At 40.3% G+C, this 23506-nt stretch carries 22 protein-coding genes and 5 tRNA genes; 12 read left to right on the top strand and 15 right to left on the bottom strand.

The window, feature by feature from the left end:
• Positions 1-138: 138 nt before the first annotated feature.
• The 3 genes from DK924_RS04065 to DK924_RS04055 all read right to left on the bottom strand — a co-directional run bounded on the left by DK924_RS04065 (position 139) and on the right by DK924_RS04055 (position 4997).
• Positions 139-597 (bottom strand): GNAT family N-acetyltransferase, encoded by a 459-nt coding sequence (locus DK924_RS04065; protein WP_109874392.1) that lies wholly within the window; start codon positions 595-597, stop codon positions 139-141.
• Between the two features lie 185 nt (positions 598-782).
• A complete protein-coding gene (locus tag DK924_RS04060) occupies positions 783-2342 on the bottom strand; it encodes a BCCT family transporter (RefSeq protein ID WP_109874391.1) in 1560 nt (519 codons plus the stop codon).
• Between the two features lie 408 nt (positions 2343-2750).
• Positions 2751-4997: a bifunctional diguanylate cyclase/phosphodiesterase gene (locus tag DK924_RS04055; protein WP_109874390.1), complete on the bottom strand. Its 2247-nt coding sequence runs from the start codon at positions 4995-4997 to the stop codon at positions 2751-2753.
• A gap of 315 nt (positions 4998-5312) precedes the next feature.
• Between DK924_RS04055 and cysZ the strand changes: the two genes are divergently transcribed.
• Positions 5313-6023: a sulfate transporter CysZ gene (cysZ, locus tag DK924_RS04050; protein ID WP_375231853.1), complete on the top strand. Its 711-nt coding sequence runs from the start codon at positions 5313-5315 to the stop codon at positions 6021-6023.
• A gap of 43 nt (positions 6024-6066) precedes the next feature.
• Here cysZ and rlmM read toward each other — a convergent pair whose 3' ends face one another.
• The 12 genes from rlmM to hemA all read right to left on the bottom strand — a co-directional run bounded on the left by rlmM (position 6067) and on the right by hemA (position 17493).
• Positions 6067-7152, bottom strand: coding sequence for a 23S rRNA (cytidine(2498)-2'-O)-methyltransferase RlmM (gene rlmM, locus DK924_RS04045; protein ID WP_055013323.1), 1086 nt, complete (start codon positions 7150-7152; stop codon positions 6067-6069).
• A gap of 17 nt (positions 7153-7169) precedes the next feature.
• Complete coding sequence (locus DK924_RS04040) at positions 7170-7538, bottom strand: DUF423 domain-containing protein (protein ID WP_010388367.1); 369 nt, start codon at positions 7536-7538, stop codon at positions 7170-7172.
• Positions 7531-8187 carry an alpha/beta family hydrolase gene (locus tag DK924_RS04035; protein WP_109874388.1) on the bottom strand — a complete coding sequence of 219 codons (657 nt, stop codon included), beginning with the start codon at positions 8185-8187 and terminating at the stop codon, positions 7531-7533. The genes DK924_RS04040 and DK924_RS04035 overlap by 8 nt, the downstream gene beginning before the upstream one ends.
• Positions 8187-9083: a transcriptional regulator GcvA gene (locus DK924_RS04030; protein WP_008115185.1), complete on the bottom strand. Its 897-nt coding sequence runs from the start codon at positions 9081-9083 to the stop codon at positions 8187-8189. The genes DK924_RS04035 and DK924_RS04030 overlap by 1 nt, the downstream gene beginning before the upstream one ends.
• 121 nt (positions 9084-9204) lie before the next feature.
• Positions 9205-10059, bottom strand: a complete 855-nt coding sequence (kdsA, locus tag DK924_RS04025; RefSeq protein ID WP_054202475.1) for a 3-deoxy-8-phosphooctulonate synthase — start codon at positions 10057-10059, stop codon at positions 9205-9207.
• A 9-nt stretch (positions 10060-10068) separates the two neighbouring features.
• Positions 10069-11322, bottom strand: coding sequence for a DUF819 domain-containing protein (locus tag DK924_RS04020; protein WP_010388358.1), 1254 nt, complete (start codon positions 11320-11322; stop codon positions 10069-10071).
• A 20-nt stretch (positions 11323-11342) separates the two neighbouring features.
• On the bottom strand, positions 11343-12170 hold the full coding sequence (locus tag DK924_RS04015; protein WP_109874387.1) for a tetratricopeptide repeat protein: 828 nt from the start codon (positions 12168-12170) through the stop codon (positions 11343-11345).
• 129 nt (positions 12171-12299) lie between these two features.
• Positions 12300-12674 carry a SirB2 family protein gene (locus tag DK924_RS04010; RefSeq protein ID WP_055013325.1) on the bottom strand — a complete coding sequence of 125 codons (375 nt, stop codon included), beginning with the start codon at positions 12672-12674 and terminating at the stop codon, positions 12300-12302.
• Between the two features lie 18 nt (positions 12675-12692).
• Positions 12693-14246 carry a DUF3369 domain-containing protein gene (locus DK924_RS04005; RefSeq protein WP_010388348.1) on the bottom strand — a complete coding sequence of 518 codons (1554 nt, stop codon included), beginning with the start codon at positions 14244-14246 and terminating at the stop codon, positions 12693-12695.
• Positions 14247-14301: 55 nt separating this feature from the next.
• Positions 14302-15141, bottom strand: coding sequence for a peptide chain release factor N(5)-glutamine methyltransferase (gene prmC, locus DK924_RS04000; RefSeq protein WP_109874386.1), 840 nt, complete (start codon positions 15139-15141; stop codon positions 14302-14304).
• A 2-nt stretch (positions 15142-15143) separates the two neighbouring features.
• On the bottom strand, positions 15144-16229 hold the full coding sequence (gene prfA, locus DK924_RS03995) for a peptide chain release factor 1 (protein WP_010388346.1): 1086 nt from the start codon (positions 16227-16229) through the stop codon (positions 15144-15146).
• A 7-nt stretch (positions 16230-16236) separates the two neighbouring features.
• Positions 16237-17493 (bottom strand): glutamyl-tRNA reductase, encoded by a 1257-nt coding sequence (gene hemA / locus DK924_RS03990; RefSeq protein ID WP_175610046.1) that lies wholly within the window; start codon positions 17491-17493, stop codon positions 16237-16239.
• Positions 17494-17576: 83 nt separating this feature from the next.
• Here hemA and lolB point away from each other — a divergent pair, with 83 nt between their 5' ends.
• From lolB to DK924_RS03935, 11 genes are all read left to right on the top strand, one after another.
• Positions 17577-18164: a lipoprotein insertase outer membrane protein LolB gene (gene lolB / locus DK924_RS03985; RefSeq protein WP_010388344.1), complete on the top strand. Its 588-nt coding sequence runs from the start codon at positions 17577-17579 to the stop codon at positions 18162-18164.
• A 2-nt stretch (positions 18165-18166) separates the two neighbouring features.
• A complete protein-coding gene (gene ispE, locus DK924_RS03980; RefSeq protein WP_109874385.1) occupies positions 18167-19024 on the top strand; it encodes a 4-(cytidine 5'-diphospho)-2-C-methyl-D-erythritol kinase in 858 nt (285 codons plus the stop codon).
• Positions 19025-19110: 86 nt separating this feature from the next.
• On the top strand, positions 19111-20058 hold the full coding sequence (locus tag DK924_RS03975; RefSeq protein ID WP_008115168.1) for a ribose-phosphate pyrophosphokinase: 948 nt from the start codon (positions 19111-19113) through the stop codon (positions 20056-20058).
• Between the two features lie 149 nt (positions 20059-20207).
• Complete coding sequence (locus DK924_RS03970) at positions 20208-20822, top strand: 50S ribosomal protein L25/general stress protein Ctc (protein WP_010388341.1); 615 nt, start codon at positions 20208-20210, stop codon at positions 20820-20822.
• An 18-nt stretch (positions 20823-20840) separates the two neighbouring features.
• Positions 20841-21425: an aminoacyl-tRNA hydrolase gene (pth, locus tag DK924_RS03965; protein ID WP_008115166.1), complete on the top strand. Its 585-nt coding sequence runs from the start codon at positions 20841-20843 to the stop codon at positions 21423-21425.
• Positions 21426-21480: 55 nt separating this feature from the next.
• Positions 21481-22572, top strand: a complete 1092-nt coding sequence (ychF, locus tag DK924_RS03960; protein ID WP_008115165.1) for a redox-regulated ATPase YchF — start codon at positions 21481-21483, stop codon at positions 22570-22572.
• 321 nt (positions 22573-22893) lie between these two features.
• A tRNA-Met gene (locus DK924_RS03955) sits at positions 22894-22970 on the top strand.
• A gap of 69 nt (positions 22971-23039) precedes the next feature.
• A tRNA-Leu gene (locus tag DK924_RS03950) sits at positions 23040-23124 on the top strand.
• A gap of 39 nt (positions 23125-23163) precedes the next feature.
• Positions 23164-23238 (top strand) — tRNA-Gln (locus tag DK924_RS03945).
• A gap of 5 nt (positions 23239-23243) precedes the next feature.
• A tRNA-Met gene (locus tag DK924_RS03940) sits at positions 23244-23320 on the top strand.
• A gap of 94 nt (positions 23321-23414) precedes the next feature.
• Positions 23415-23499: transfer RNA gene (locus DK924_RS03935), tRNA-Leu, on the top strand.
• The last annotated feature ends 7 nt before the right edge of the window (positions 23500-23506 follow it).

The following is a 23506-nucleotide window of genomic DNA, read 5'->3' as shown; positions in this document are numbered from 1 at the left end:
TTCTCTTTTATTTATGAATGCCAAACCGGCTAGTTGCCGCGCATTAAAAGAAAAATAGTGATTCATGTCCAACAAGTATTTCTACTCGTAACGAGTTAGGATTGAAATTGATAAATAAAAGCTTTAAACAGAGCTGTATTAGCTGAGCGCAAGCTCCATAAATAAGCTGTTTGGGCTTTCTGTGTATTCACCAAAAGGAGCACATTGCACAAATCCTAAATTCTCATAAAGATGGATTGATTGTATTTGCTTTGGTCCTGTTTCTAGTTTTATGATTGGGATTTCTTCTTCGCCAGCATAGTGCAATAGAATTTGCATAATACGCCGTGATAAGCCTTTTCCGCGATAGCTAGGTTTTACGTAAAGCCGTCTAATTTCGCCATACCAGCTACCATCAAATTGCTTTACTATCGCGCCACAGGCAACTATTCCGTCTTGATTTTTTAACCCTACAGCGTAAACGCCCGGTAAACCAAGCTCATTAACTGTAAGCGCTTGTGAAGTTGCTACAGGATATAATGAGCTAATAAGTCGATCTATGTCAGCAAATACGTTGATCACATCCTGATCACAAGGGTCTAAGTCGACTAACTGCATGGTTTATCTCAAGGTTATGCTTAAATATATTTAAACTATACCGTATCGATAGGAATGAACAACCTACTTAGGCTAAGTTATTTTTAGTGGGTTAGTTTATTGCTAGGATAATAAATAGCTCAATAACAAGGTGAGAATATGATGTACCCAGAAAAAGAGCGCTTATTAGCGCTCTTTATCAATTATTAAAGTCCTTGTTCGTCTGCCATTTTCTTAACTATTTGTGGTGCTGTCCACAATGAAGGTAGTAACACAAACGAAACTGGCACCGCAGTGACCACAATAAACGACTGCAAGGCTGAAATTCCGCCCTCGCCTATAGAAATAAGCAACGCCGCCATCACCCCCATCATAATCCCCCAAAACACTCGAATAGAGGTTTGTGGGTGATCGGTACCCGTCATTACCATAGATACCGAATACGTCATTGAATCACCTGTTGTTGCCACAAAAATAGTGGTCAGTACTAAAAATAACACCGACACAACAAATCCCATAGGTAACTGCTCAGTGATGGCTAACAATGCCGCTGGCAAATTAAGCCCAGCATAAGGCTCTGATATAACGCCAGGATTATTTAATTCAAAAAAGATGCCTGAGCCGCCAACAATAGTAAACCAAAAACACGTGATCACAGGGGCAACCACAGAAATAAGTAAAATCATTTCACGAATAGTACGTCCACGGGATATACGTGCAACGAACATAGCCATTAATGGGCCATAACCTAAAAACCAGCCCCAAAAGAATACAGTCCACCAGTCTAGCCACGGTTTATCGGCACGAAATGTAGCCATAGGAATAAAGTTATCTAAATACAAACCAAAGGAATGAATGTAACTGTCGATAATAAACGCAGTTGGCCCCATTAGTAATATAAACAACATCAGCAACACTGCCAGTACAACATTAAAACGGCTTAGTAGCTGAATACCTTTGGTAACCCCACTTACCGCTGAAAGTGTGTAAATTCCAATTAAGCTAAATAAAATAACCACCTGCGTGGTGTAGGTATCAGGAATGGCAAACAACTTTTCTAGACCAAAACTCACTTGTAAACCTAAAAAACCAATAGGACCAACAGTGCCAGCAACCACAGCGAGTACACAACATGCATCAACAATAGTACCAAGCGCACCTTTCATTGCGCGATCGCCAAATACCGGGTAAAGCAAAGTGCGCGGTTTAAGCGGTAATCCTTTTTCGTAATGGAGATGCATATAAACAATACCGGTCAAACTACCTAAAATAGCCCAGGCTAAAAACCCCCAGTGCATAAAGCTTTGTGCAAGAGCGTTGTAGGCGGCATCCTTTGTGCCAGTTTCACCACCAAATAACGGGGGCGGAGAAATAAAGTGTGCCATTGGCTCTGCTGCGGCCCAAAATACACCTCCACCTGCAAGCAAAGTGCACATAATTATACTGATCCATTTGAAGGTAGATATTTCAGGTGTTTTTAAACCACCCAGCACCACTGAACCGGTGCGGCCTACAGCCAAAAATATGCCAATCACAAAGGTTAATAACAGCAGAACTTGCCAAAAGGCGCCAAATATTTTGGTGGAGAAGGCAAAGGCAGAGTTTATCCAATCCGACATCAGTTTTATGTCGTACAGTGCCAGCGCGGCAAATAAAACTAATATACCGCCACTGATTAAAAAAACGGGTATATCAACCCCTTCCAGAAACTTTACTCGGGGAGAGTGTATTTCACCCGACTTTAAAGCTGCTTTCGTGGTATTCATTTATCGCTCCTAATGGTTTTTTACAGTTACCGACATAGCGACATACCATGACATAACCCTAAACCATAGTTACAACGAACAAAAAAGCAACTCAAAAGCAAGTTTTAAGTACCTGTCGTGTTTACGCTTAGATAATGTCACAACAAGTAGACTTATTGCCAATTCCTGACTAGTTTAACGCGTTAAAAACGCTAAACCAATGCCACAGCAATGATTTGTGCAACTGTTACAAAATAGTAAAAAACTCATTACACTTAGCTAGCAAACAAACAAACAAAAAGTATACATTTCTGTTTGAGCTAATACGCAGTAAGTTAGCAAACGTTACTGCCCAATTAGAGGTTAAACAAAGCGACTTATTGATTGGGGTAACTAAACTTGTCGCCTCAGTTAGTAACAAGCACGATGTTATTGGTGCTCTTTATGCCATTTTAAGTAATTGCTGTGTGTTAATGGTTTTGCAAATAAGAACCCTTGCACTGCGTTTACACCCATAGACTTTAATATATGTAGTTGCTCAGCACTTTCGACCCCTTCGGCTACAATATTAATATCTAAACTATGACCTAAACCAATAATAGACTGAACTATGCTTTGCCCCGATGCGTTATCCAACACTTTATCGATAAAGCTTTTATCTATTTTTAGTTCGTCTATCGGTAAAACACTCAAGTGCTTTAAACACGAGTAGCCGGTACCAAAGTCATCAATTGAAAATACAAATCCCTGCGACTTTAGCTCTTTCATTTGCTTTACCGTACTCATTAAATCACCCGCTAACATGGACTCAGTGATCTCTAATTTAATTTGTGAGGGTAATACATCATACGTCTCAATCGCTTTAAACAATTCTCCTTTTAAAGTAGAAGAATTAAACTGACACTGGCTAATGTTAATAGACACATTAAACTGGTTTTTCAGTGCGTTATGATCTCGAAGTGTTTCCAGTAAAATACAAATATCGCGCAATACAATGTTTTGTAACTTTTGAATTAAGCCAAATTGCTCGGCAATCGGAATAAACGAATTAGGAGAGATTAGTCCTTTGGTTGGGTGATTCCATCGTATGAGTGCTTCTGCACCAATAATACTGCCATCAATTGATAATTGAGGCTGAAAGTAAGCACAAAATTCATCACATGCAATCGCTCTGACTATATCTGTTTCAAGCTCAGTTTGATTTTCCAGTAAGGTTTGCAGTGCAGGATCGTAAAAGCTACTACTATTACCGCCTTTCATTTTAGAGCGATACATGGCGGTATCTGCAAATTTTAAAATATTTTCGCTAATAGCATTGGCGTTATTAATTAAACATATACCTATACTGCAGCTAACTTGAAACGCCAAATCCCCTATCTCAAACTTGTCATAAAAAACGCTTTGTACCACTTTAGCCATTAATTCTGATTCAAGACTCGCTTGCTTATGGCTATCTCCTACATTCTCAATGAGTATAATAAATTCATCACCGCCCACGCGGGCAAGGGTATCTGTTGGGTTTAAAACACGCGTTAGTCGTTGTGATAGCTCAACCAGTATTTCATCACCGGCATTGTGCCCTAATGAATCGTTTATACGTTTAAAATTATCTAAATCTAAAAATAAGAGTGCGCCCGTGTGATCAGACTGCTTAATTTGTTCAACATACATACTGAGTTTATCATTGAGCATTCTGCGGTTCGGGAGGTTTGTAAGCGGGTCAAAAAATGCTAACCGTTGCACCTCTTCTTCTGCCGCTTTACGAGTAGAGATATCTCTGGCCATCCATACTACATGTCGCTGAGAGGGATTATTAGGTTGGTAACTTTCAAGCGGGGCTGTTCGTCCTTCAAATGTAAGTTGTTTACCTTTTATATTTAGCTGATACTCAAACACTTGAACTTCATTAGTTTGAAGCGTTTTGGCAATTACCTCCATAATAGGATTAGCATCCTCGGGAGGCATAATATCTCTGACATTACGATTAATCACATGCTCTTGGCTTAAATATAAACTTTCATTAGTAGTGCCGTAAACGTTGGTATACTCCCCTTCTTCACTCAAAATAAGAGTTAGATCGGGAAGTACTTTTGCGAAGGCTTTAAACTTTTCATTACTTTGCTGTAATTCTGCAAGTAACACTTTTGATTTTAGTGACTCTGTGTGCTTTTCTAAAGCAATACTGGTGAAATCAACAAAAAAGTCTATTAACTCTAAATCTTGTGGTGTCGGTGACTTGGCACTGTCATGATAAATTGCAAAAGTGCCTAATATGTCTGATTGTGTTGAAATAATAGGGGTTGACCAGCACGACCTTAAATCAAAACTCAATGCCAACGCTTTATAGTTTTCCCATAAGGGTGATGTTGCAATATCTGAGGCTATTACTCGCTTTTTTTCATACACTGCAGTACCGCATGAGCCAACACTGGGGCCGATATGTACGCCATTAATTGCCTCACAGTAACCCTTTGCAATATTAGGCGCCGCACTATGAAATAACTGCTCACCTTTGAGTGTTAATATAGAGCACTTTGCAGAGGAGTCTTCAATAAGATCCTCAATAGATAAACAAATATTTTCAAGTACTTCATCAAGTGGCGCACCCAAGGCTATTTTAGATAATATACTTTGTTGCTGAGAAAGCAGCTTTCTGACTCTCATGATTTCAATCAAATTATATTCCTCAACAGTCACTTACGCTAAATGCGCCGCTATATTCTATATAATAATTTATTATAGTCTTTTGACTATACATAATATTGAAATTAGCATCTATGGTAATTTTGTCTATTGCCGAGCATTTTATTTCATTAGGCACTTTCGAAGAATTCAAAGCAATTGCCCAAGCTAGCAATTTATTATCATTCTATTTGAAATACCATTTATTAAATACTTTGTTACTTAAAAGTACTGTTTAAAATCATCAAGCTATTTATAATAGCCAAAAGATAAATAATCGATGAGGTTAGTGTGCAAATAACGCAAGGTATGGAATATTTTTTTTCCGGGTTTAAGTTAATTAGTCAAAAAGGACTAAAACGCTTTGTACTAATCCCCCTACTTATTAATATTTTATTATTTGGTAGTTCCTTATTCTTTTTATTTGGCTGGCTGAGTGATGGCTTTAATGCCGTAAATGCCATGCTCCCAGAATGGTTAAGTTGGCTCGAATGGTTAATGTGGCCAATTGCTGTACTGGTGGTGCTGTTTAGTTACAGTATGTTATTTACCGTTATTACTAACTTTATCGCCGCACCTTTTAATGGCTTGCTAAGTGAAAAAGTTGAGCTGTATTTAACTGGTCAAAAAATTAACGACGATGGATTAGCTGATTTAGTCAAAGATGTGCCGCGAATGCTAGGCCGAGAATGGACTAAGCTTTGCTACTACCTCCCGCGCGCTATTGGCTTTTTTATTCTATTGTGGGTGTTACCGGTAATAGGCCAAGTGCTCTGGGTGCTTTTTACCTGCTGGATGTATGCGGTGCAATATAAAGATTATGCTTTTGATAACCACAAAGTTAGCTTCACTCAAATGAAAAATGACTTAAAAAGCAAACAAGGCTTATCTTACGGGTTTGGCTTTGCAGTGATGCTGCTAACCGCTATCCCATTTATAAATTTAATTGTGATGCCTGTGGCAGTGTGCGGCGCTACACGGTTATGGGTTGAGCATTACCGACCACAATATCGTAGTTAAAAAAAATGGGCCTGTTGGCCCATTTTTTATACTCGCTAATCAATTAACTATATAAGCTTTGTGGTACTTTAATTACGTTTAAGTGCACCGTTATCTCTTCACGATCATGGTACAAATGCTTAGCTTGTAATTCGTAGCTAATACCGAACTTCGCCATTTCCTCCCTAATCATTTTTAGACATTCATATACACTATCAAAGCGTTTTTTCATCGGTAGTTTTAGATTAAAAATAAGCTCTTTTGCATAGGCATTTACTGCCCAGTCAATCATCAAGTTAGTTACTTTCGTTGGTTTTTCTACCATATCGCAAACTAACCAGGTTATGTTTCTTTTTTCTGGGCGGTATTTAAAACCATCTTCTCTAAAATGTTTTACTTGTCCTGTTTCCATTAAACTTTCATTCATTGGACCATTATCTATCGCGCTAACAAACATACCACGGCGAACCAACTGATAAGTCCAACCACCTGGGCAAGCACCTAAATCAACGCTGCGCATCCCAGCTTGTACTCTTGACTCACGCTGCTGCTCAGGAATAAATACATTAAATGCTTCATCTAACTTAAGGGTTGAACGGCTTGGGCCATCGTTTGGCATACGTAAACGCAGAATCCCCATAAAGAAAGGTGAGTTGTTATAGCTATAAGAGTGACCCACATACGCAGTATTATTAGCTAAAAACAGCACATGCATTACTGGACGATTGGCTTTTGGTTCACGCAATACGGTGTTTTGTTTCTCGAGCGCTTTTTTAAGCGGAGTTGATATTTTTTTACAAAAAGTCAGTAACTCTTTGCCCTCGTTGGTATCGGGTGTTTCTACTCGTAGTTCAGAGCATAAAGTAAAGTCTTTTGCGGCATCTACAATAGCGCCCACTCTATCCTCTAATGGCATATTTTCTATCAGGTTACCGGCAAACCATTGGCGTGCAAATACCATATTTTTAAAATCAACTTTTTTGATTATTTCGTCGCTGTGCTGCGCTTCAAAACATTCATAAATAACATAACCGGTATTTGGTTTTGCTTTTACATACCCTGCAAACCCTTGCTCGGCGGCGTGAAACGTTATTTCAGCAGCGGCATCGCTTTCAAAACCACTACGACAGTAAATCACAACACTAGACATATTAACCCTTAAACTCTTTAAAACTTAAATCGTGCAACTTGCACTAAAATAACTATCCAACCAATAATAAAACACAGTCCACCTAGAGGTGTAATTGGGCCCAGCCACTTTAAGCCGGTTAAAGCCAGTAAATATAAGCTGCCACTAAATAACAGTGTACCCGCTATAAAAAAACCACCTGCCATGCTTAAGTTAATGCCCCACTTTATTAAGATTGCCACTGCAATCAGTGCCAGCCCATGTACCATTTGATACTCGGCGGCGGTTTTAAAAATACCAATAGCGTAATCTGATAAGCGACTTTTTAAACCATGGGCAGCAAATGCGCCCAGTATCACTGAAAGCATACAAAAAAAACTGCCTGCGAGTAAAAATAGTTTAATCATGTTTTTCCTCTTTTACATTCTCAATGGTGCTTTTGATAAAGTTAGCCGCCTGCATTGCTGCAACATTCAGGTTTTGTTGCTCAGTTATACCACTTTTTTTACGTGGTTTTAGTGAGTGGTCACCATCAGTTAACCATATATACTGCGGCTGTTTTGGCATTGCCATTGTGGCAAGCTCTTCACGGGTGCCAAAGGTGTCTCGTTCACCTTGTAGTACTAAAAAAGGACATGGTATGTCTGCAAAGTGATCTGTTCGGAGCTTTTCTGGCTTGCCCGGTGGATGAAACGGATAACCAAACGCAAGTACACCTAAAACAGTATGCGAGGTTGAGCAAGCAAGCATAGACGCCATTCGCCCGCCCATTGATTTACCCCCTATAAATAGCGGTAAATTTGCATCAGCTTGAGTAAGTATATGCTCAAAATATGTAAGTAATTTTGGTGCTCGCTCTGGTGGGCGACGTTTATTGGTTTGTTTAGCAATTTGCATGTATTCAAAATCAAACAGCCCAACGTCAATACCATACTCACTGAGCTGTTTGGCCATGGTTTGCATAAACTCAGAATCACTGCCAGCCCCTGCACCATGCGCAAATATAAACTGTGCGATTGCAGGTTGCTCACTGCTTTTAACCCATTCAATGCTCATTAATATTCTTGCTCCTGCTCAACTAGGCTTAACATCCAATCTTTAAATGACACAATTTTACCTAATTCATTTTGCGACTCACGGATCACCAAATAATAGGCGTTTTTACTTTCTAAACTGTGATTAAACGGGATCACTAATCGACCTGCATCAATATCTGGTTTTGCTAAAACACTATTACCTATTGCAACACCTTGGCCATGTACCGCAGCTTGCAGCACCATAGATGAATGACTAAAAATAGGCCCTTGGTTAACTTGTACGTTGCGAACACCCGCGGTTTTCATCCACGTTTTCCAGTTTTTACGAGTGGTGTCATGCAACAAGGTATGGTTTGCTAAATCACTTGGTTGATTAAGCGCTCTAGGGCCACTTAACAATAATGGGCTACACAGTGGCACTAAGTATTCAGTGTGCAATTTATAAGCTTGTACGCCACTCCAATGACCGCGACCATAATAAATTGAAATATCAACATCGTCTGTTAACGAATTTTCGTCCTGATCTTGGGCTTTAATTCGCACATCAATTTCAGGGTGTAACTCGTTAAATAAGCTCAATCGAGGAATAAGCCATTGAATCGCAAAGCTCGGGGTTAAACTCACTGTTAGCGAGCCTTTTGCACCACGGGCTAGTAGCTTTTCGGTTGCGTCAATTAGCTGAGTAAAAATCTCTTTAATATCTAAAAAGTAGCCTTGACCTTCTTCGGTTAGAAGTAACGAGCGATTTTTACGCAAAAACAACTTTAACCCTAAGTGCTCTTCGAGGGTTTTAATTTGATGGCTTACCGCAGCCTGCGTCACATACAACTCTTCTGCGGCTTTAGTAAAGCTTAAATGACGGGCTGCAGCTTCAAAAGCTTTTAGCGCGTTTAATGGAGGAACTCGTCTTGACATGGCAACCAAGCTTAGAATTAGTTTTTCTTATGCGGTGAATTATATACCTATGCTGGGAAAGAGTATATTCAAGCCACAAAAAAAGCGACCGAAGTCGCTTTTTAATGAGTAAATCACTTTTTTATAAATCGCTAGCACTGGTATCAAGCGGAGCAAAGCTTTTGATTAAATCATCAACCGCTTTCATTTGCGATAAGTACCCTTCTAATTTACTCAGTGCTAATGCACAAGGGCCATCACATTTTGCTTCATTTGGATTTGGGTGTGCTTCAATAAATAAGCCTGCAATACCCAGTGCCATGCCACTACGAGCCAGTTCTGCTGCTTGAGCACGACGACCATCGGCAGAATCAGCTCGACCGCCAGGACGTTGTAGCGCATGAGTAGCGTCAAATATAACGGGCGCCATGGTTTTCATGTCATCCATGCCCAGCATATCAACCACTAGGTTGTTATAACCAAAGCTTGAACCACGTTCACACAAGGCCACATTATTATTGCCCGCTTCATTAAATTTAGTAATGATATGACGCATTTCATGTGGGGCTAAAAACTGTGGCTTTTTCACATTAATAATCGCGCCTGTTTTTGCCATTGCAACCACTAAGTCTGTTTGACGAGCCAAAAATGCCGGTAGCTGAATAACATCAACAACCTCTGCAACCGGTGCTGCTTGATGAGGTTCGTGCACATCGGTGATCAGCGGAATATTAAAGGTATTTTTAATCTCTTCAAATATCTTTAAGCCTTCTTCCATGCCCGGACCACGGTAAGAATTGATTGACGAGCGATTGGCTTTATCAAATGACGCCTTAAATACATAAGGAATATTTAATTTAGTGGTCACTTCAACATAATGCTCGGCAATACGCATCGCTAAATCACGAGATTCCAGCACATTCATGCCACCAAATAAAACGAAAGGTTTATCATTTGCCAGTTCTATTTGATTAATATTTATAACTTGGTTGTTCATTTTAATTCCTTATGGTGCAACTGCTTGCATCATTAATCCACAAATATACGCCATATATGTACCTACACCATAGCCTAGTACTGCTAATAAAACGCCTACCGGTGCCAGTGATGGATGAAACGCAGCGGCGACAACAGGAGCCGAGGCCGCGCCACCTACATTGGCCTGAGAGCCAACAGCCATGTAAAATAACGGCGCTTTAATTAGTTTAGCAACAATCAGCATTAAGCTGGCGTGAGTTAGCATCCAAATTGCACCAAGCACAAAATACATTGGTGAATCAAAAATCGCCATCACATTCATATGCAGGCCAATTGATGCTACTAAGATATATAAAAATGCTGATGCCACTTTAGACGAGCCAAAGGCTTCGATATGACGCACTCTAGTGAACGATAAACTAATGCCTATAGTGGTCGATATAACAATAAGCCAAAAGAACTTACTATTTAAACTGTATTCTTTTGCCCATGCATAGTTATTGGCAAAGAACGGTCCTAAAATATCAGCACAAAAATGTGCTAAACCAGTAATACCAAAGGCAATAGCAATAATCATCATGTAATCATTCAGCGTTGGCATACGGGCATGCTCTGCATGGTATTTTTCAACACGCTGTTTTAAATCTTCAATCGCAGTGGTATCGGCCCCCGCTTTGGCATCAATCGCTTTATGGTTAGCCGCCATTAATAATAATACCGCCATCCATAGATTAGCCACAATCACATCAACAGTAACCATAGCAGAGAAGATATCACCGCCAACTTCAAACATCTCTTTCATAGACGCTTGGTTCGCGCCGCCGCCAATCCAGCTACCCGCAATAGTTGTCATACCGCGCCAAACAGCATCAGGGCCATGTCCACCCACTGCTTCAGGGTAAACGGCACTCATAATTAAAATAGCTAATGGCCCACCAATCACAATACCTGCGGTGCCCGTTAAGAACATAATTAATGCTTTAGGGCCTAGATTAATAATCGCTCTTAAATCAATGCTAATAGTTAGTAAGATTAAACACGCAGGTAATAAATACCGCGAGGCAACGTAATACACACTCGATTGCGAGCCATCAACAATACCAAAGGTATTTAGCAACGATGGTAAAAAATAGCACAGCAATAATGCAGGCACATATTTGTAAAATGTTACAAGCCCTGGGCGCTGACTTGACGAGGTTTTAAAAATAAAGCCTAAAATAATCGCCAGTAAACCTAGTACAACAGCATCATTGGTGATCAAGGCAGTTTGGGGATCAGCCATAACGTTTCCTATTTTTATTTTTAATGGTGGGTTTTATGATTATCTTCAAGTTCTTCGATTTGATGTTGGATAACTTCAATAGCAGGGTCGTCGGGACATTCATCAACAAAAAATTGTAAATCATCTCGTGCCATTTTAGGGCAACCTAGCTGATTTAGTAAATAGCCTCTGTCGCGTCGCTCATAGGGATCATCCCCTAGCATTTCCATTAACAAATCAACGCAAGTTAACGCATGACCAAATTTGTTCTCACTAATAAAAGACCATTTTTGTTGCGCTAAAAATAATTTATATACTTCGTCTTCAAAAATAAGCTCAAGAGGCTCTTGCTCTTGTGCATTATCTTCGTTGGTATTTTCAGGAATGATATACCAGCTTTGTTGACCACTACTTGGCTCAACAATGTACCCTTCATCATCGCTCATTGCGACGTGAATGCCCACTTCGCCTTGAGTTATGCTTACACTGGCATCAAGTTTTGCATGCTGTAAAAAATGGCATAACAAAATAGCTAAGGTCGTGGGTGTACCACTGCGCATAGATAAGGTGTAGCTAATACTGTTTAGCTTGTACTCAGGTACTTTAAGGCTTGACGCACTAAATAACCACTGACTGTAAAAGCAATCAAGTAGTTGTTCTAAACGATCATGTGCATCGCGTGTTTGCGAACAAATAGTCTCTATTTGTTGCTCAAACGCAGTCAATATTTTAAGACTTGGTGTTAAGTCTATTTGAGGGTCCCATTTAGCTTCTGCTTTAATACAACGATATATTGCCGGTGGCAAAAAATCATCGTAGGCATCTTCTATATAAGATTCATCGTGTTCATCAAACCCGAGGGTGGTCATTCATACTACAACATTCTAGAAAACGAACATGTAGTTTACCTAATTTTAAGGTTAGATACCAATAATCAGAAATGAAATAAAGAGGCAAGCTTTACACCTGTAGTGTAAAGCTTAAGCAAGTATTGTTAATTACAACAATAGCGGGGCTTTGGCGGTTGCTAAAAAGCCAATAGCTAAGATAACCGCAGTGTTAAACACTAAAAACATAACTTTAGGTAATGTTGTGGTTTGCTTCGCACTAATAATCCCAACGGCGATATAAACAACCACCAGTACAATTTTTTCTAATAGCCAAAGTTGCTCTAACGGATTTATTTTAGCCATGGCCATTAAAGTAATAGCCGAGATGATTAGTAAGGTATCTATACTGTGGCTACCAATGAAAACCACTTTATTTTTAGCAAGGCTGCCACTGCCCATGCGCGAAAAAGAACGTACGTAAAATAAAATAATACTCACTAGCGCAATCGCCATGTGCGTATGTTTTAATGCTAAATAATCCATGTGTATTGTTACTTCTGTTTAGTTATGTGTTTTATCAGGAAAGCGTAAAATTACCGCTTCAAGTTCTTCAAGTTTATCATTGAATACATCAACAAGTTTAGGATCAAAATGCGTACCTTTGTTTGCATTGATCTCAGCAACGGCTTCTTCAAGTGTCCACGCACCTTTATAACAACGTTTATGACGCAGTGCATCATACACATCGGCCAATGCCACTATGCGAGCAAAAATATCGATACTCTCGCCTTTTAAGCCGCAAGGGTAACCAGACCCATCCCATTTTTCGTGATGTTGCTGTGCAATTAAGGCCCCTGCACTGACTATTTTACGCGGTGAATCTTTTAAAATGGCGTAGCCTTTGCCTGCATGGGTTTTCATAACTTCCCACTCATCACTGTTTAATTTACCGGGTTTATTTAAAATAGCATCCGGAATACCTATTTTACCCACATCATGTAGAGGCGAGGCAAAGCGAATTAAATTCGCTTGCTCTTCAGATAATCCATACGCTAATGCCAGTTCATAACAAATATAAGCAACCCGTTTTACATGATTACCCGTTTCACATGAACGCTGTTCAACTGCTTCGCTTAAACGATAGACAAGTTCTTGCTGGGTGGCTTCAACTTCAGTGTGTAATTGTACATTTTCAAATGCCAACTGCACATTTTGAGAAAAAATTTCGATTAGATTTCGTTGCGTATCTGTCAGTTTCGATGGCACACCGGATACAAATAACATCGAATTATGATTAAATTTACTACTACAATAGGCAAACAAATAGTCATCTTTATAAACAATTGCTTTGTTAGCTAGGGCTTCTTGGCACGCTAAGAGTTGATCTGCTGCTAATACTGTTTCTAGCTCTTCCCCTTCGCGCTTAGCAAAATCACCAGTGCCAGAGCAAACAATCAGTTTTTTATTTAATTCCTCTGACGGATTTTGCGCAACTAAGGTAGTGGCATACATAGCTTCGTCGGCCACATTAAGCAAGGAGGTTAGCTGCTGCATCACCCCTTCAATAAAGTTATCCATTGAATGAGTTGCAAAAATATTGCGAGAGGCGGTAATTATTTTTTCCAGCCCCTCACGTGACTGCTCAATAGAAATAATATCGCGATACGAACGAAGGCTAGCCATCATCACGGTGAATAGTTTTTGTGCGGTGAGTTCTGTTTTAGATTTGTAGTCATTTATGTCGTAATTGACAATGACTTGACGCTCAGGGGCTTGACCTGGTTGCCCAGTGCGTAAAATGATACGAATGTAATTATTTTTAACGGTATTGCGTATGTATTTCGCGACTTGCAAACCAGCGTCGTCAGTTTCCATAACAACATCGAGTAGGATGATGGCTGCATCTGGGTGCTCATCAATTAACTTTTTTGCTTCTGCACCTGAATATGCGCTAATAAATTCCAGACGTTTATCTTGGAACTTAAAGTCACTCAATGCTAAACGGGTAACAGCGTGAACCTCTGGCTCATCATCAACTATTAAAACTTTCCATGTTCCTTGCTCTTCACTTGCTACTTCAGGTGGTTGTTCATTTGAAAATAAAAAATCTTCCATCACATAGAATTCCTTAAACCATATGCAAACAAACAACGGAGCTACTATAAATAATTTAGGGCCATTGTCCGAACGTTACGCGGTCGTTATTACCAAGATCTTTCACTGTGCTTACATTTATAAACGCCATTTGATTGAAAATATGACGCACAGCTGCACTTTGCTCAAATCCGTGTTCAATTAAAAGATAGCCACTTGCGTGTAAATAGTCACGTGATTGTGTAATTATTTGTTTAATATCAGCCATTCCTGCATCATCTGCGACTAATGCAGACAAAGGTTCAAAGCGCACGTCGCCTTGATGTAAGTGAACATCGTCATGTTCTATATAGGGTGGATTGGTTACAATTAGATCAAATTTTTTGTTTTTTAACGCACTAAACCAGTTACTCTGCTCAACAGTCACATTATGAATAGCTAATCGCTCTTGGTTGCGCTTTGCCAACGCTACCGCATCATCAATACGATCAACAGCAATAATATCCCATGAGGGCATTTCGCTCCCAAGTGCCAGTGCTATAGCTCCCGTGCCCGTGCCTAAATCAAGTACTTTCGCGTTTTTAGGCACTTCGCACTCAAGCGCAAGTTCAACTAAGGTTTCTGTATCAGGTCGAGGGATAAGTGTTGTTGGGTTCACTTCAAGCTGCAAACTCCAAAATTCACGACAGCCGGTAATATGCGAAACAGGTTCGCCTTGTAAGCGACGTTCACAGGCACGTTGAAATGCCTGATACTGCTCATCTGTGAGCTGTTTTTCAGGCCAAGTAAATAAATAACTTCGTGGCTTTTGTAAAATATTGAGCAGTAATACTTGTGCATCTAACTTTGCGCTATCACTACTTGATGCTAATAAATTAGTACCTGTAGTAATAGCGTTTTCAACAGAAGGCGTCACGATTAATCGTCGCCCATTGCTGCAAGTAAATCTGCTTGATGCTCTTGCATTAGAGGCTCGACAACGGCGCCTAAATCACCCGCTACCACTTCATTAAGACGATAAAGCGTTAAGTTAATACGGTGATCGGTAATACGACCTTGTGGATAGTTGTATGTACGAATACGCTCAGAACGATCGCCGCTGCCAACTAAGTTACGACGTTCTGATGCTTCAGCAGCATGACGCTTTTCATCTTCAGCTTGCTGAAGGCGCGCAGCCAATACCGACATCGCTTTAGCACGGTTTTTATGCTGAGAGCGCTCATCTTGACACTCAACCACTACACCCGTAGGTAAATGGGTAATACGAATGGCAGAGTCGGTTTTATTTACGTGCTGACCACCCGCGCCCGACGCTCTAAAAGTATCAACTTTAATGTCGGCAGTATTGATTTCGATGGCTTCTGCTTCTGGTACTTCAGCCATAACAGCTACAGTACATGCTGAGGTATGTACACGGCCTTGAGACTCAGTTTCAGGAACACGTTGTACACGGTGAACGCCTGATTCAAATTTTAATTGTCCGTAAACACCTTCACCGCTGATGTTAGCAATTACTTCTTTGTAACCACCGTGCTCACCTTCGTTGGTGGTAACAACCTCTACTTTCCATTTTTTTGTTTCTGCGTAACGGCTATACATTCTGAATAAGTCGCCAGCAAAAATAGCAGCTTCATCGCCCCCTGTTCCTGCACGAACCTCTAAAAATACATTGTTGTTGTCTCTCGGATCTTTAGGGAGCATCAGAACTTGAATGTCATCTTCTAAAGTCGAAATCTGTGCTTTTGCTTCTTTGTATTCTTCTTGTGCCATTTCACGCATTTCAGGGTCTGAATCTTTAAGCATTTCTTCAGCACTGCTCAAATCCTCTTGTGCTTGCTGGTACGCTAAAAATGTTTTTACCACTTCTTCAAGCTCAGAGTATTCTTTTGAAAGAGTACGAAAGCGGTTTTGATCACTAATGACCGATGGGTCACTTAGTAGCGCTTGTACTTCTTCATAGCGCTCAACTAAGGTTTCTAATTTACGATAAACGGACTCTTTCATTTAACTGTTATTCCTGATCTATACCTAACATTTTTTTCAATTGATTTAACTGAGCCACTTCACCTTTTTTCGCTGCATCTTGGATGGCACGGGTAGGCGCGTGCATTAAGCGATTGGTTAATTTATTGGCTAGCTCTAAAATTACTTTTTCTGCATTTTTACCTGTATTAAGCTGGCTTAGGGCCCTATCTACAAGTTCTGCTTTTGTAGTTTGTACATCATTACGGTAGTGGCGAATTAAATCCACTGAATCAAGTGAACGCAGCCACATAAAAAACTCTTTGGTGCGCTCACTAATAATAATTTGTGCTTGTTCTGCCGCTTGCTCACGTGCAGCCATGTTTTCGCTAACAATGGCTTGTAAGTCATCAACGGAATATAAATAAGCGTCGTCAAGCTCTCCGACTTGGCTTTCAATATCGCGTGGTACAGCAATATCTATAAATAGCATAGGTTTATAACGACGTTGTTTCAGTGCTTGTTCCACCACTCCTTTACCAATAATAGGCAAAGTACTGGCGGTGGAGCTAATAACAATATCGGCTTGGTGTAATCGTTCTGGTAATTGTGCCAAGGCAATAACATCTGCTGACACTTCATCCGCTAAGCCGCGAGCCCGTTCTATTGTTCTATTAGCTACCGTTATTTTTTGTGGCTCATTTTGGTATAAATGTTTTGCTACCAGCTCAATGGTTTCACCAGCACCAATTAATAGCACCTTGGTTTTGTCTAATTTGCCATAAATATGCTTTGCAAGATTAACCGCAGCAAACGCAACCGAGACTGCACTCGCACCAATGTTAGTTTCGGTGCGTACTTCTTTTGCCACTGAAAAGGTTTTTTGAAACAAACGATCAAAAGTTACACCCACCGCATCGTGGGTTTTAGCGCTGTTATACGCTTGCTTTATTTGCCCTAAAATCTGTGGTTCACCTAACACCAGCGAATCAAGCCCGCAGGCTACACGCATTAAATGGTTTATTGCTGCGCTGTCTTCATAACAGTAGATGTTTTTACTCAGTTCATGTTCATCTAAACCATGGAAACTGGCTAACCATTGCAACAATGTTTGGGAATTTTGTTGCGCAAGGCTACAATACACTTCAGTGCGATTACAGGTAGACACAATAACCGCTTCATTAAAGTCGGCATGACCACTTAATTGCTGTAGCGCCTCTGAAATTTGCTCAGGCGAAAAGGCCACTTTTTCTCGTAAATCTACGGATGCGGTTTTGTGATTAATACCAAGTGCTATTATGGTCATATCTGCCAAATATTGCTGAGCCCTACTACATAGGCGGCAATTTTATCAAAAATCTCAGGAATATGGAAAGTAAGGAACAACATTTGACTCGACAATATTTTATTTTAACCCTGTTATTTGTTTTTTTAACGGGCTGCGCCAATAAAAACAACTACAATACAAAAACTTACGAAGACTGGAAGTTACGTCTTAGTACACAAAAAACTTGGCAGGTGGAAGGTAAATTAGCGTTTATTAGCCCTGATGAGCGCCAATCTGCTAACTTAAATTGGCAACAAACACAAAATAGTAATCATTTAGTGTTAACCACATTTATTGGCACCCGAATTTTATCGCTCAAACAAACCGCAGTGGGGGCTGAATTAATATTTGATGATCAACAGTTTTTTGATACTAATGCGAGTAAACTTTTACAACGCTTAACGGGGTTTACTTTACCGGTAAATAACGCCGGTCAGTGGTTAAAAGCCACTATTGACGATCAAACCTTAGAAGTCGATCAATTAGGCCGTGCTAAAAGCGTGTTATGGTTTGATGACGCTGGCAAAAAATGGCAAATAAACTACACCAGTTACATACAAAAACACGGTTTTTGGTTACCTAACGCGCTAACCTTAACCCATCAAAAGATTAAAATTAAAATCAAACTCTACGATTGGCAGTTTAACTAATTATGAATACTCCCTTTGAACTTTCGCTGATTGCGCCGGCGAAGCTAAATTTATTTTTACATATTAATGGTCGCCGTGATGATGGCTATCATGAATTAGAAACCCTGTTTACATTTTTAAACTATGGCGACGAGCTCCATTTTACGCTTACTAATGATAAAAGTATTAGTATTAGCGGTGACACTCATGGCATTGCACTAACTGACAACTTAATTTATAAAGCAGCTTTATTATTGCAAACTCAGTGTAAAGTGAATTTAGGTGCAAAAATAAATTTAACTAAACGTTTGCCTATGGGCGGAGGTGTTGGTGGTGGCTCATCCGATGCCGCGTCAACACTTTTAGCGCTTAATACACTGTGGAATACCGCTCTTACACTAGATGAACTTGCAGATTTAGGCTTGAAGCTCGGTGCTGACGTACCTGTATTCATTAAAGGTAAAAGTGCCATAGCACATGGCATTGGCGAGCAATTAGAGTATGTTAAATTGCCACAAAAATGGTACTGCGTTGTTTTTCCAAACCAGCATGTCAGTACTGCACAAATATTTACTCACCCCGATTTAAAACGTGACACGCCTAAACTTTTAGGTGACTGGCAACAACAGGTTTTGACTAACGATTGTGAGCCTTTAGTGAAAAAGCTGTGTCCCGAGGTTGAAAAAACCCTGCAGTGGTTGCTAAAATACGCCCCATCAAAGATGACCGGAACAGGTTCATGTTGTTTTGTTGAATTTGCTAGTCAAGTTCAAGCACAAGATGTACTTGCTAACCTCCCCCATACTTGGCAGGGGTTTATCGCATCAAGCGTTAATACTTCTCCTGCTCACACGGAGTTAGCCGCCATCATTGATAAATGAAGTAACGTACAAGTAATCATAAGTTAACCTACTTTGTTCATTCAATGTAAGTTAGTCCAAAAATTCAGTGCCTGAGGAACCCTACCGTGCCTGACATGAAGCTCTTCGCTGGTAACGCAACACCTGACCTAGCTCAAAAAGTTGCAAAACGTTTATATATTGAATTAGGCGATGCTGTTGTTGGCCGTTTTAGTGACGGTGAGATCAGTGTTCAAATTAATGAAAATGTTCGTGGCTCGGATGTTTTTATCTTACAATCAACCTGTGCCCCTACTAACGATAACCTGATGGAACTTATCGTTATGGTTGATGCGCTACGACGTGCATCTGCCGGTCGTATCACTGCCGTTATTCCTTATTTTGGTTATGCTCGTCAAGATCGTCGTGTACGTTCTGCGCGTGTGCCAATTACAGCTAAAGTGGTTGCGGATTTCTTATCAAGTGTAGGTGTTGACCGCGTTCTTACGGTTGATTTACATGCTGAGCAAATCCAAGGCTTCTTCGATGTACCAGTAGATAACGTATTTGGCAGCCCGGTATTATTAGAAGATATGAAAAACCGCGACTTTGATGACGTGGTTGTTGTATCACCTGATATTGGTGGTGTTGTACGTGCCCGTGCAATTGCAAAACTATTGAACGATACCGACCTAGCTATTATTGATAAACGTCGCCCTCAAGCTAACGTTTCTCAAGTAATGCATATTATTGGTGACGTTGAAGGTCGTGATTGTATTATTGTTGATGACATGATTGATACCGGTGGTACATTGTGTAAAGCAGCTGAAGCTCTTAAAGAGCATGGTGCTAAACGTGTATTTGCTTACGCTACTCACCCTATTCTTTCTGGTACAGCTGCAGAAAACTTACGTAACTCTGTGATTGATGAAGTGATTGTAACTGACTCAATTCCACTGTCTGACGAACTAAAAGCGCTTGATATTGTTAAAGTATTAACACTTGCAGATATGTTAGCAGAGACTATTCGTCGCATTAGCAACGAAGAATCTATCTCGGCAATGTTTGAACATTAAAGTTAAACATTAATGAGTATAAAAGCGCCTTTTGGCGCTTTTTTTGTAGGTGATGTTTATTTTATAAACCCGCAGTGGTATGATAGCGCGCCTTTTGGCTAGGGACCTTGGTCGCAAAGGCCCTAACACTTTTAATTATTGGAGACATCATGTCTAACACAACTTATACTTATGACGCTGAACTTCGCGTAGAAACTGGTACTGGTGCGAGCCGCCGCCTACGTCGCGAAGACAAAGTGCCGGCAATCCTTTATGGAGCTGATAAAGAAGCTTTATCGCTTACTTTTGAACATAAAGATATGATCAAAGCACAAGAAGACGAAGGCTTTTACACTCACATCCTTACATTAAATGTAGGTGGCGAGAAAGTTGAAGCTATCTTAAAAGATATCCAACGTCACCCTTTCAAGCCTAAGCTTACTCACCTTGATTTCCAACGTGTAGACGCAACTCACAAACTAGTAACTAAGGTTCCTTTACACTTCATCGGTGAAGATAAAGTAACTAAGTTAGGTGCAACTGTTGTTCACCAGTTAACTGAAGTTGAGATTTCTTGTCTTCCTAAGTCACTTCCAGAATTCATCGAAGTAGACGTATCTGATCTTGTAGCTGGTGATTCAATCCACCTTACAGATCTTGCGTTCCCTAAAGGTGTTCAATCTGTTGAGCTTGGTAAAGGCGAAGGCCACGATCAGTCTATCGTTACTATCAAAGCTAACAAAGCAGCTCCAACTGAAGACGACGCTTCAGACGCTGCAGAATAATATTTAAGGTCTCGCACCTTGAATTCTATTCAAATGCTTGTGGGCCTGGCTAATCCAGGCCCCGAATACGCAAATACACGCCACAACGCAGGTGCTTGGTTCATTCAAGAACTCGCTGCACGCTACAACTGCACGCTAAAACACGACCCTAAATATCACGGCCTTACTGGCAAAGTGATTATTCAAGGCAAAGAATTCAAATTACTGATCCCCACCACTTACATGAACTTAAGTGGCAAAGCGGTGAGTAGTTTAGCCAATTTTTTTAAAATCCCAGTGGAAGACATACTTGTCGCCCATGATGAATTGGATTTAGACCCAGGCGTTGCCAAATTAAAAAAAGGCGGCGGACATGGCGGTCATAATGGCTTAAAAGACATTATTGCAAAAATGGCAAATCAAAAAGACTTTATGCGCTTACGCATAGGTGTTGGTCATCCAGGACATCGTGAAATGGTCACCGGTTGGGTGCTTGGAAAAGCAGCCAAGGAAGATCAGGAAAAAATGGATGCCGCAGTTGATGAAGCAGTTCGTTGTATGGAAATACTTGCTAAAGACGGTGTGTTAAAAGCACAAAACAGACTACATTCGTTTAAACCCTAATTTTTAGGGGTATACGTACACACGTTTTAAACGAATCTAAACAAGGTATCTTACTATGGGTTTTAAATGTGGCATCGTTGGCTTGCCTAATGTTGGTAAATCAACACTTTTCAATGCATTGACTAAAGCGGGTATTGAAGCCGCTAATTTTCCTTTTTGTACCATTGAACCTAATACAGGTGTGGTACCGGTGCCAGATCCTCGCCTAGACGAACTTGCTAAAATTGTTAACCCACAACGTATTCTTACAACAAGTATGGAATTTGTGGATATTGCAGGTTTAGTTAAAGGTGCATCGAAAGGTGAAGGCCTAGGCAATCAGTTTTTAGCAAATATTCGTGAAACAGATGCGATTGGCCATGTAGTTCGCTGTTTTGAAGATGAAAACGTTATTCACGTAGCCGGTACTATTGACCCTGCGGACGACATTGACGTGATCAACACTGAGCTTGTACTTGCTGATATGGACAGTGCTGATAAAGCAATTTTCCGTAATGCAAAAAAAGCAAAAGGCGGTGATAAAGACGCAAAAGAGCAAAATGCAGTACTTGAAAAAGTAAAAGTGCATCTTGATGAAGGCTTAACTTTACGTTCTTTAGCACTAACAAAAGAAGAAAAAGCAGCAATTGCACCTATTAACTTCTTAACCATCAAACCAACGATGTATATTGCCAACGTAGCAGAAGATGGATTTGAAAATAACCCACTACTTGATCGTGTGCGTGAAATAGCTGCCGCTGAAGATGCGGTTGTAGTACCTGTGTGTGCCGCTATCGAGTCTGAGCTTTCTGAGCTTGAAGATGAAGACAAGTTAGAGTTTATGGCTGACCTTGGTCTTGAAGAGCCAGGGCTTAACCTTGTTATTCGTGGCGGTTATGAATTACTGCACTTACAAACCTACTTTACTGCGGGTGTAAAAGAAGTTCGTGCATGGACTATCCCTGTGGGTGCAACAGCGCCACAAGCTGCAGGTAAAATCCATACCGACTTTGAACGTGGCTTTATCCGTGCACAAACAATTGCTTTTGATGACTTTATTGCATGTAAAGGCGAAAGCGGTGCAAAAGAAGCAGGTAAAATGCGTCAAGAAGGTAAAGAATACATTGTTAAAGATGGCGATGTAATGAACTTCTTATTCAACGTATAATTAAACACTGCACCACCTTGAGTGGCTAATTGTTTTTAAAAGGCTCGTTTTTACGGGCCTTTTTTATTTTCAGCCGAATAAAAACAATAATTAGCTACTTTTACCATAAGCTCAGAATTGTAAAACACATCTATAATTACAATGCCACGCTGATAAAGAGTGTTAAAAAAGCAACGTTTTAATTAAAAAGTAGCCGGTTAGCCTATTTTTCCTGCAAACAAACCAACTTAAGTGTTTTTTTGCAAAAAAGGTGTTGACGAATTTGGGGCATATCAGCATAATACGCCCCGCACTCAGCGATGAAGTGCTAACAAAAAAGATGGCTAAGTAGCTCAGCTGGTTAGAGCACATCACTCATAATGATGGGGTCACAGGTTCAAATCCCGTCTTAGCCACCATTTATTTTTTGTTGCTCAATGAAGAGTTTAAAATAACTACCATTTCTTTGATTAATTCAAAGCGATAATGCGGGAGTGGCGGAATTGGTAGACGCGCTGGATTTAGGTTCCAGTATCTTAGGATGTGAGAGTTCAAGTCTCTCCTTCCGCACCATATTCTTGATGAGAATTAAAATTATCAATTGTTTATTGTTGGGATATCGCCAAGCGGTAAGGCACCAGGTTTTGATCCTGGCATTCCCAGGTTCAAATCCTGGTATCCCAGCCAACAATGGCTAAGTAGCTCAGCTGGTTAGAGCACATCACTCATAATGATGGGGTCACAGGTTCAAATCCCGTCTTAGCCACCATTTCTTTTCTAGAAGTGGCTCTGCAAGAGTTAAATTGCAGCTCAATGAAGAGTTTAAAATAACTACCATTTCTTTGATTAATTCAAAGTGATATGCGGGAGTGGCGGAATTGGTAGACGCGCTGGATTTAGGTTCCAGTATCTTAGGATGTGAGAGTTCAAGTCTCTCCTTCCGCACCATATTCTT

This window comes from Pseudoalteromonas sp. meg-B1 (assembly GCF_003173795.1).
Lineage (GTDB): Bacteria > Pseudomonadota > Gammaproteobacteria > Enterobacterales > Alteromonadaceae > Pseudoalteromonas > Pseudoalteromonas undina.
This window is presented reverse-complemented; position numbering and strand designations above follow the sequence as displayed.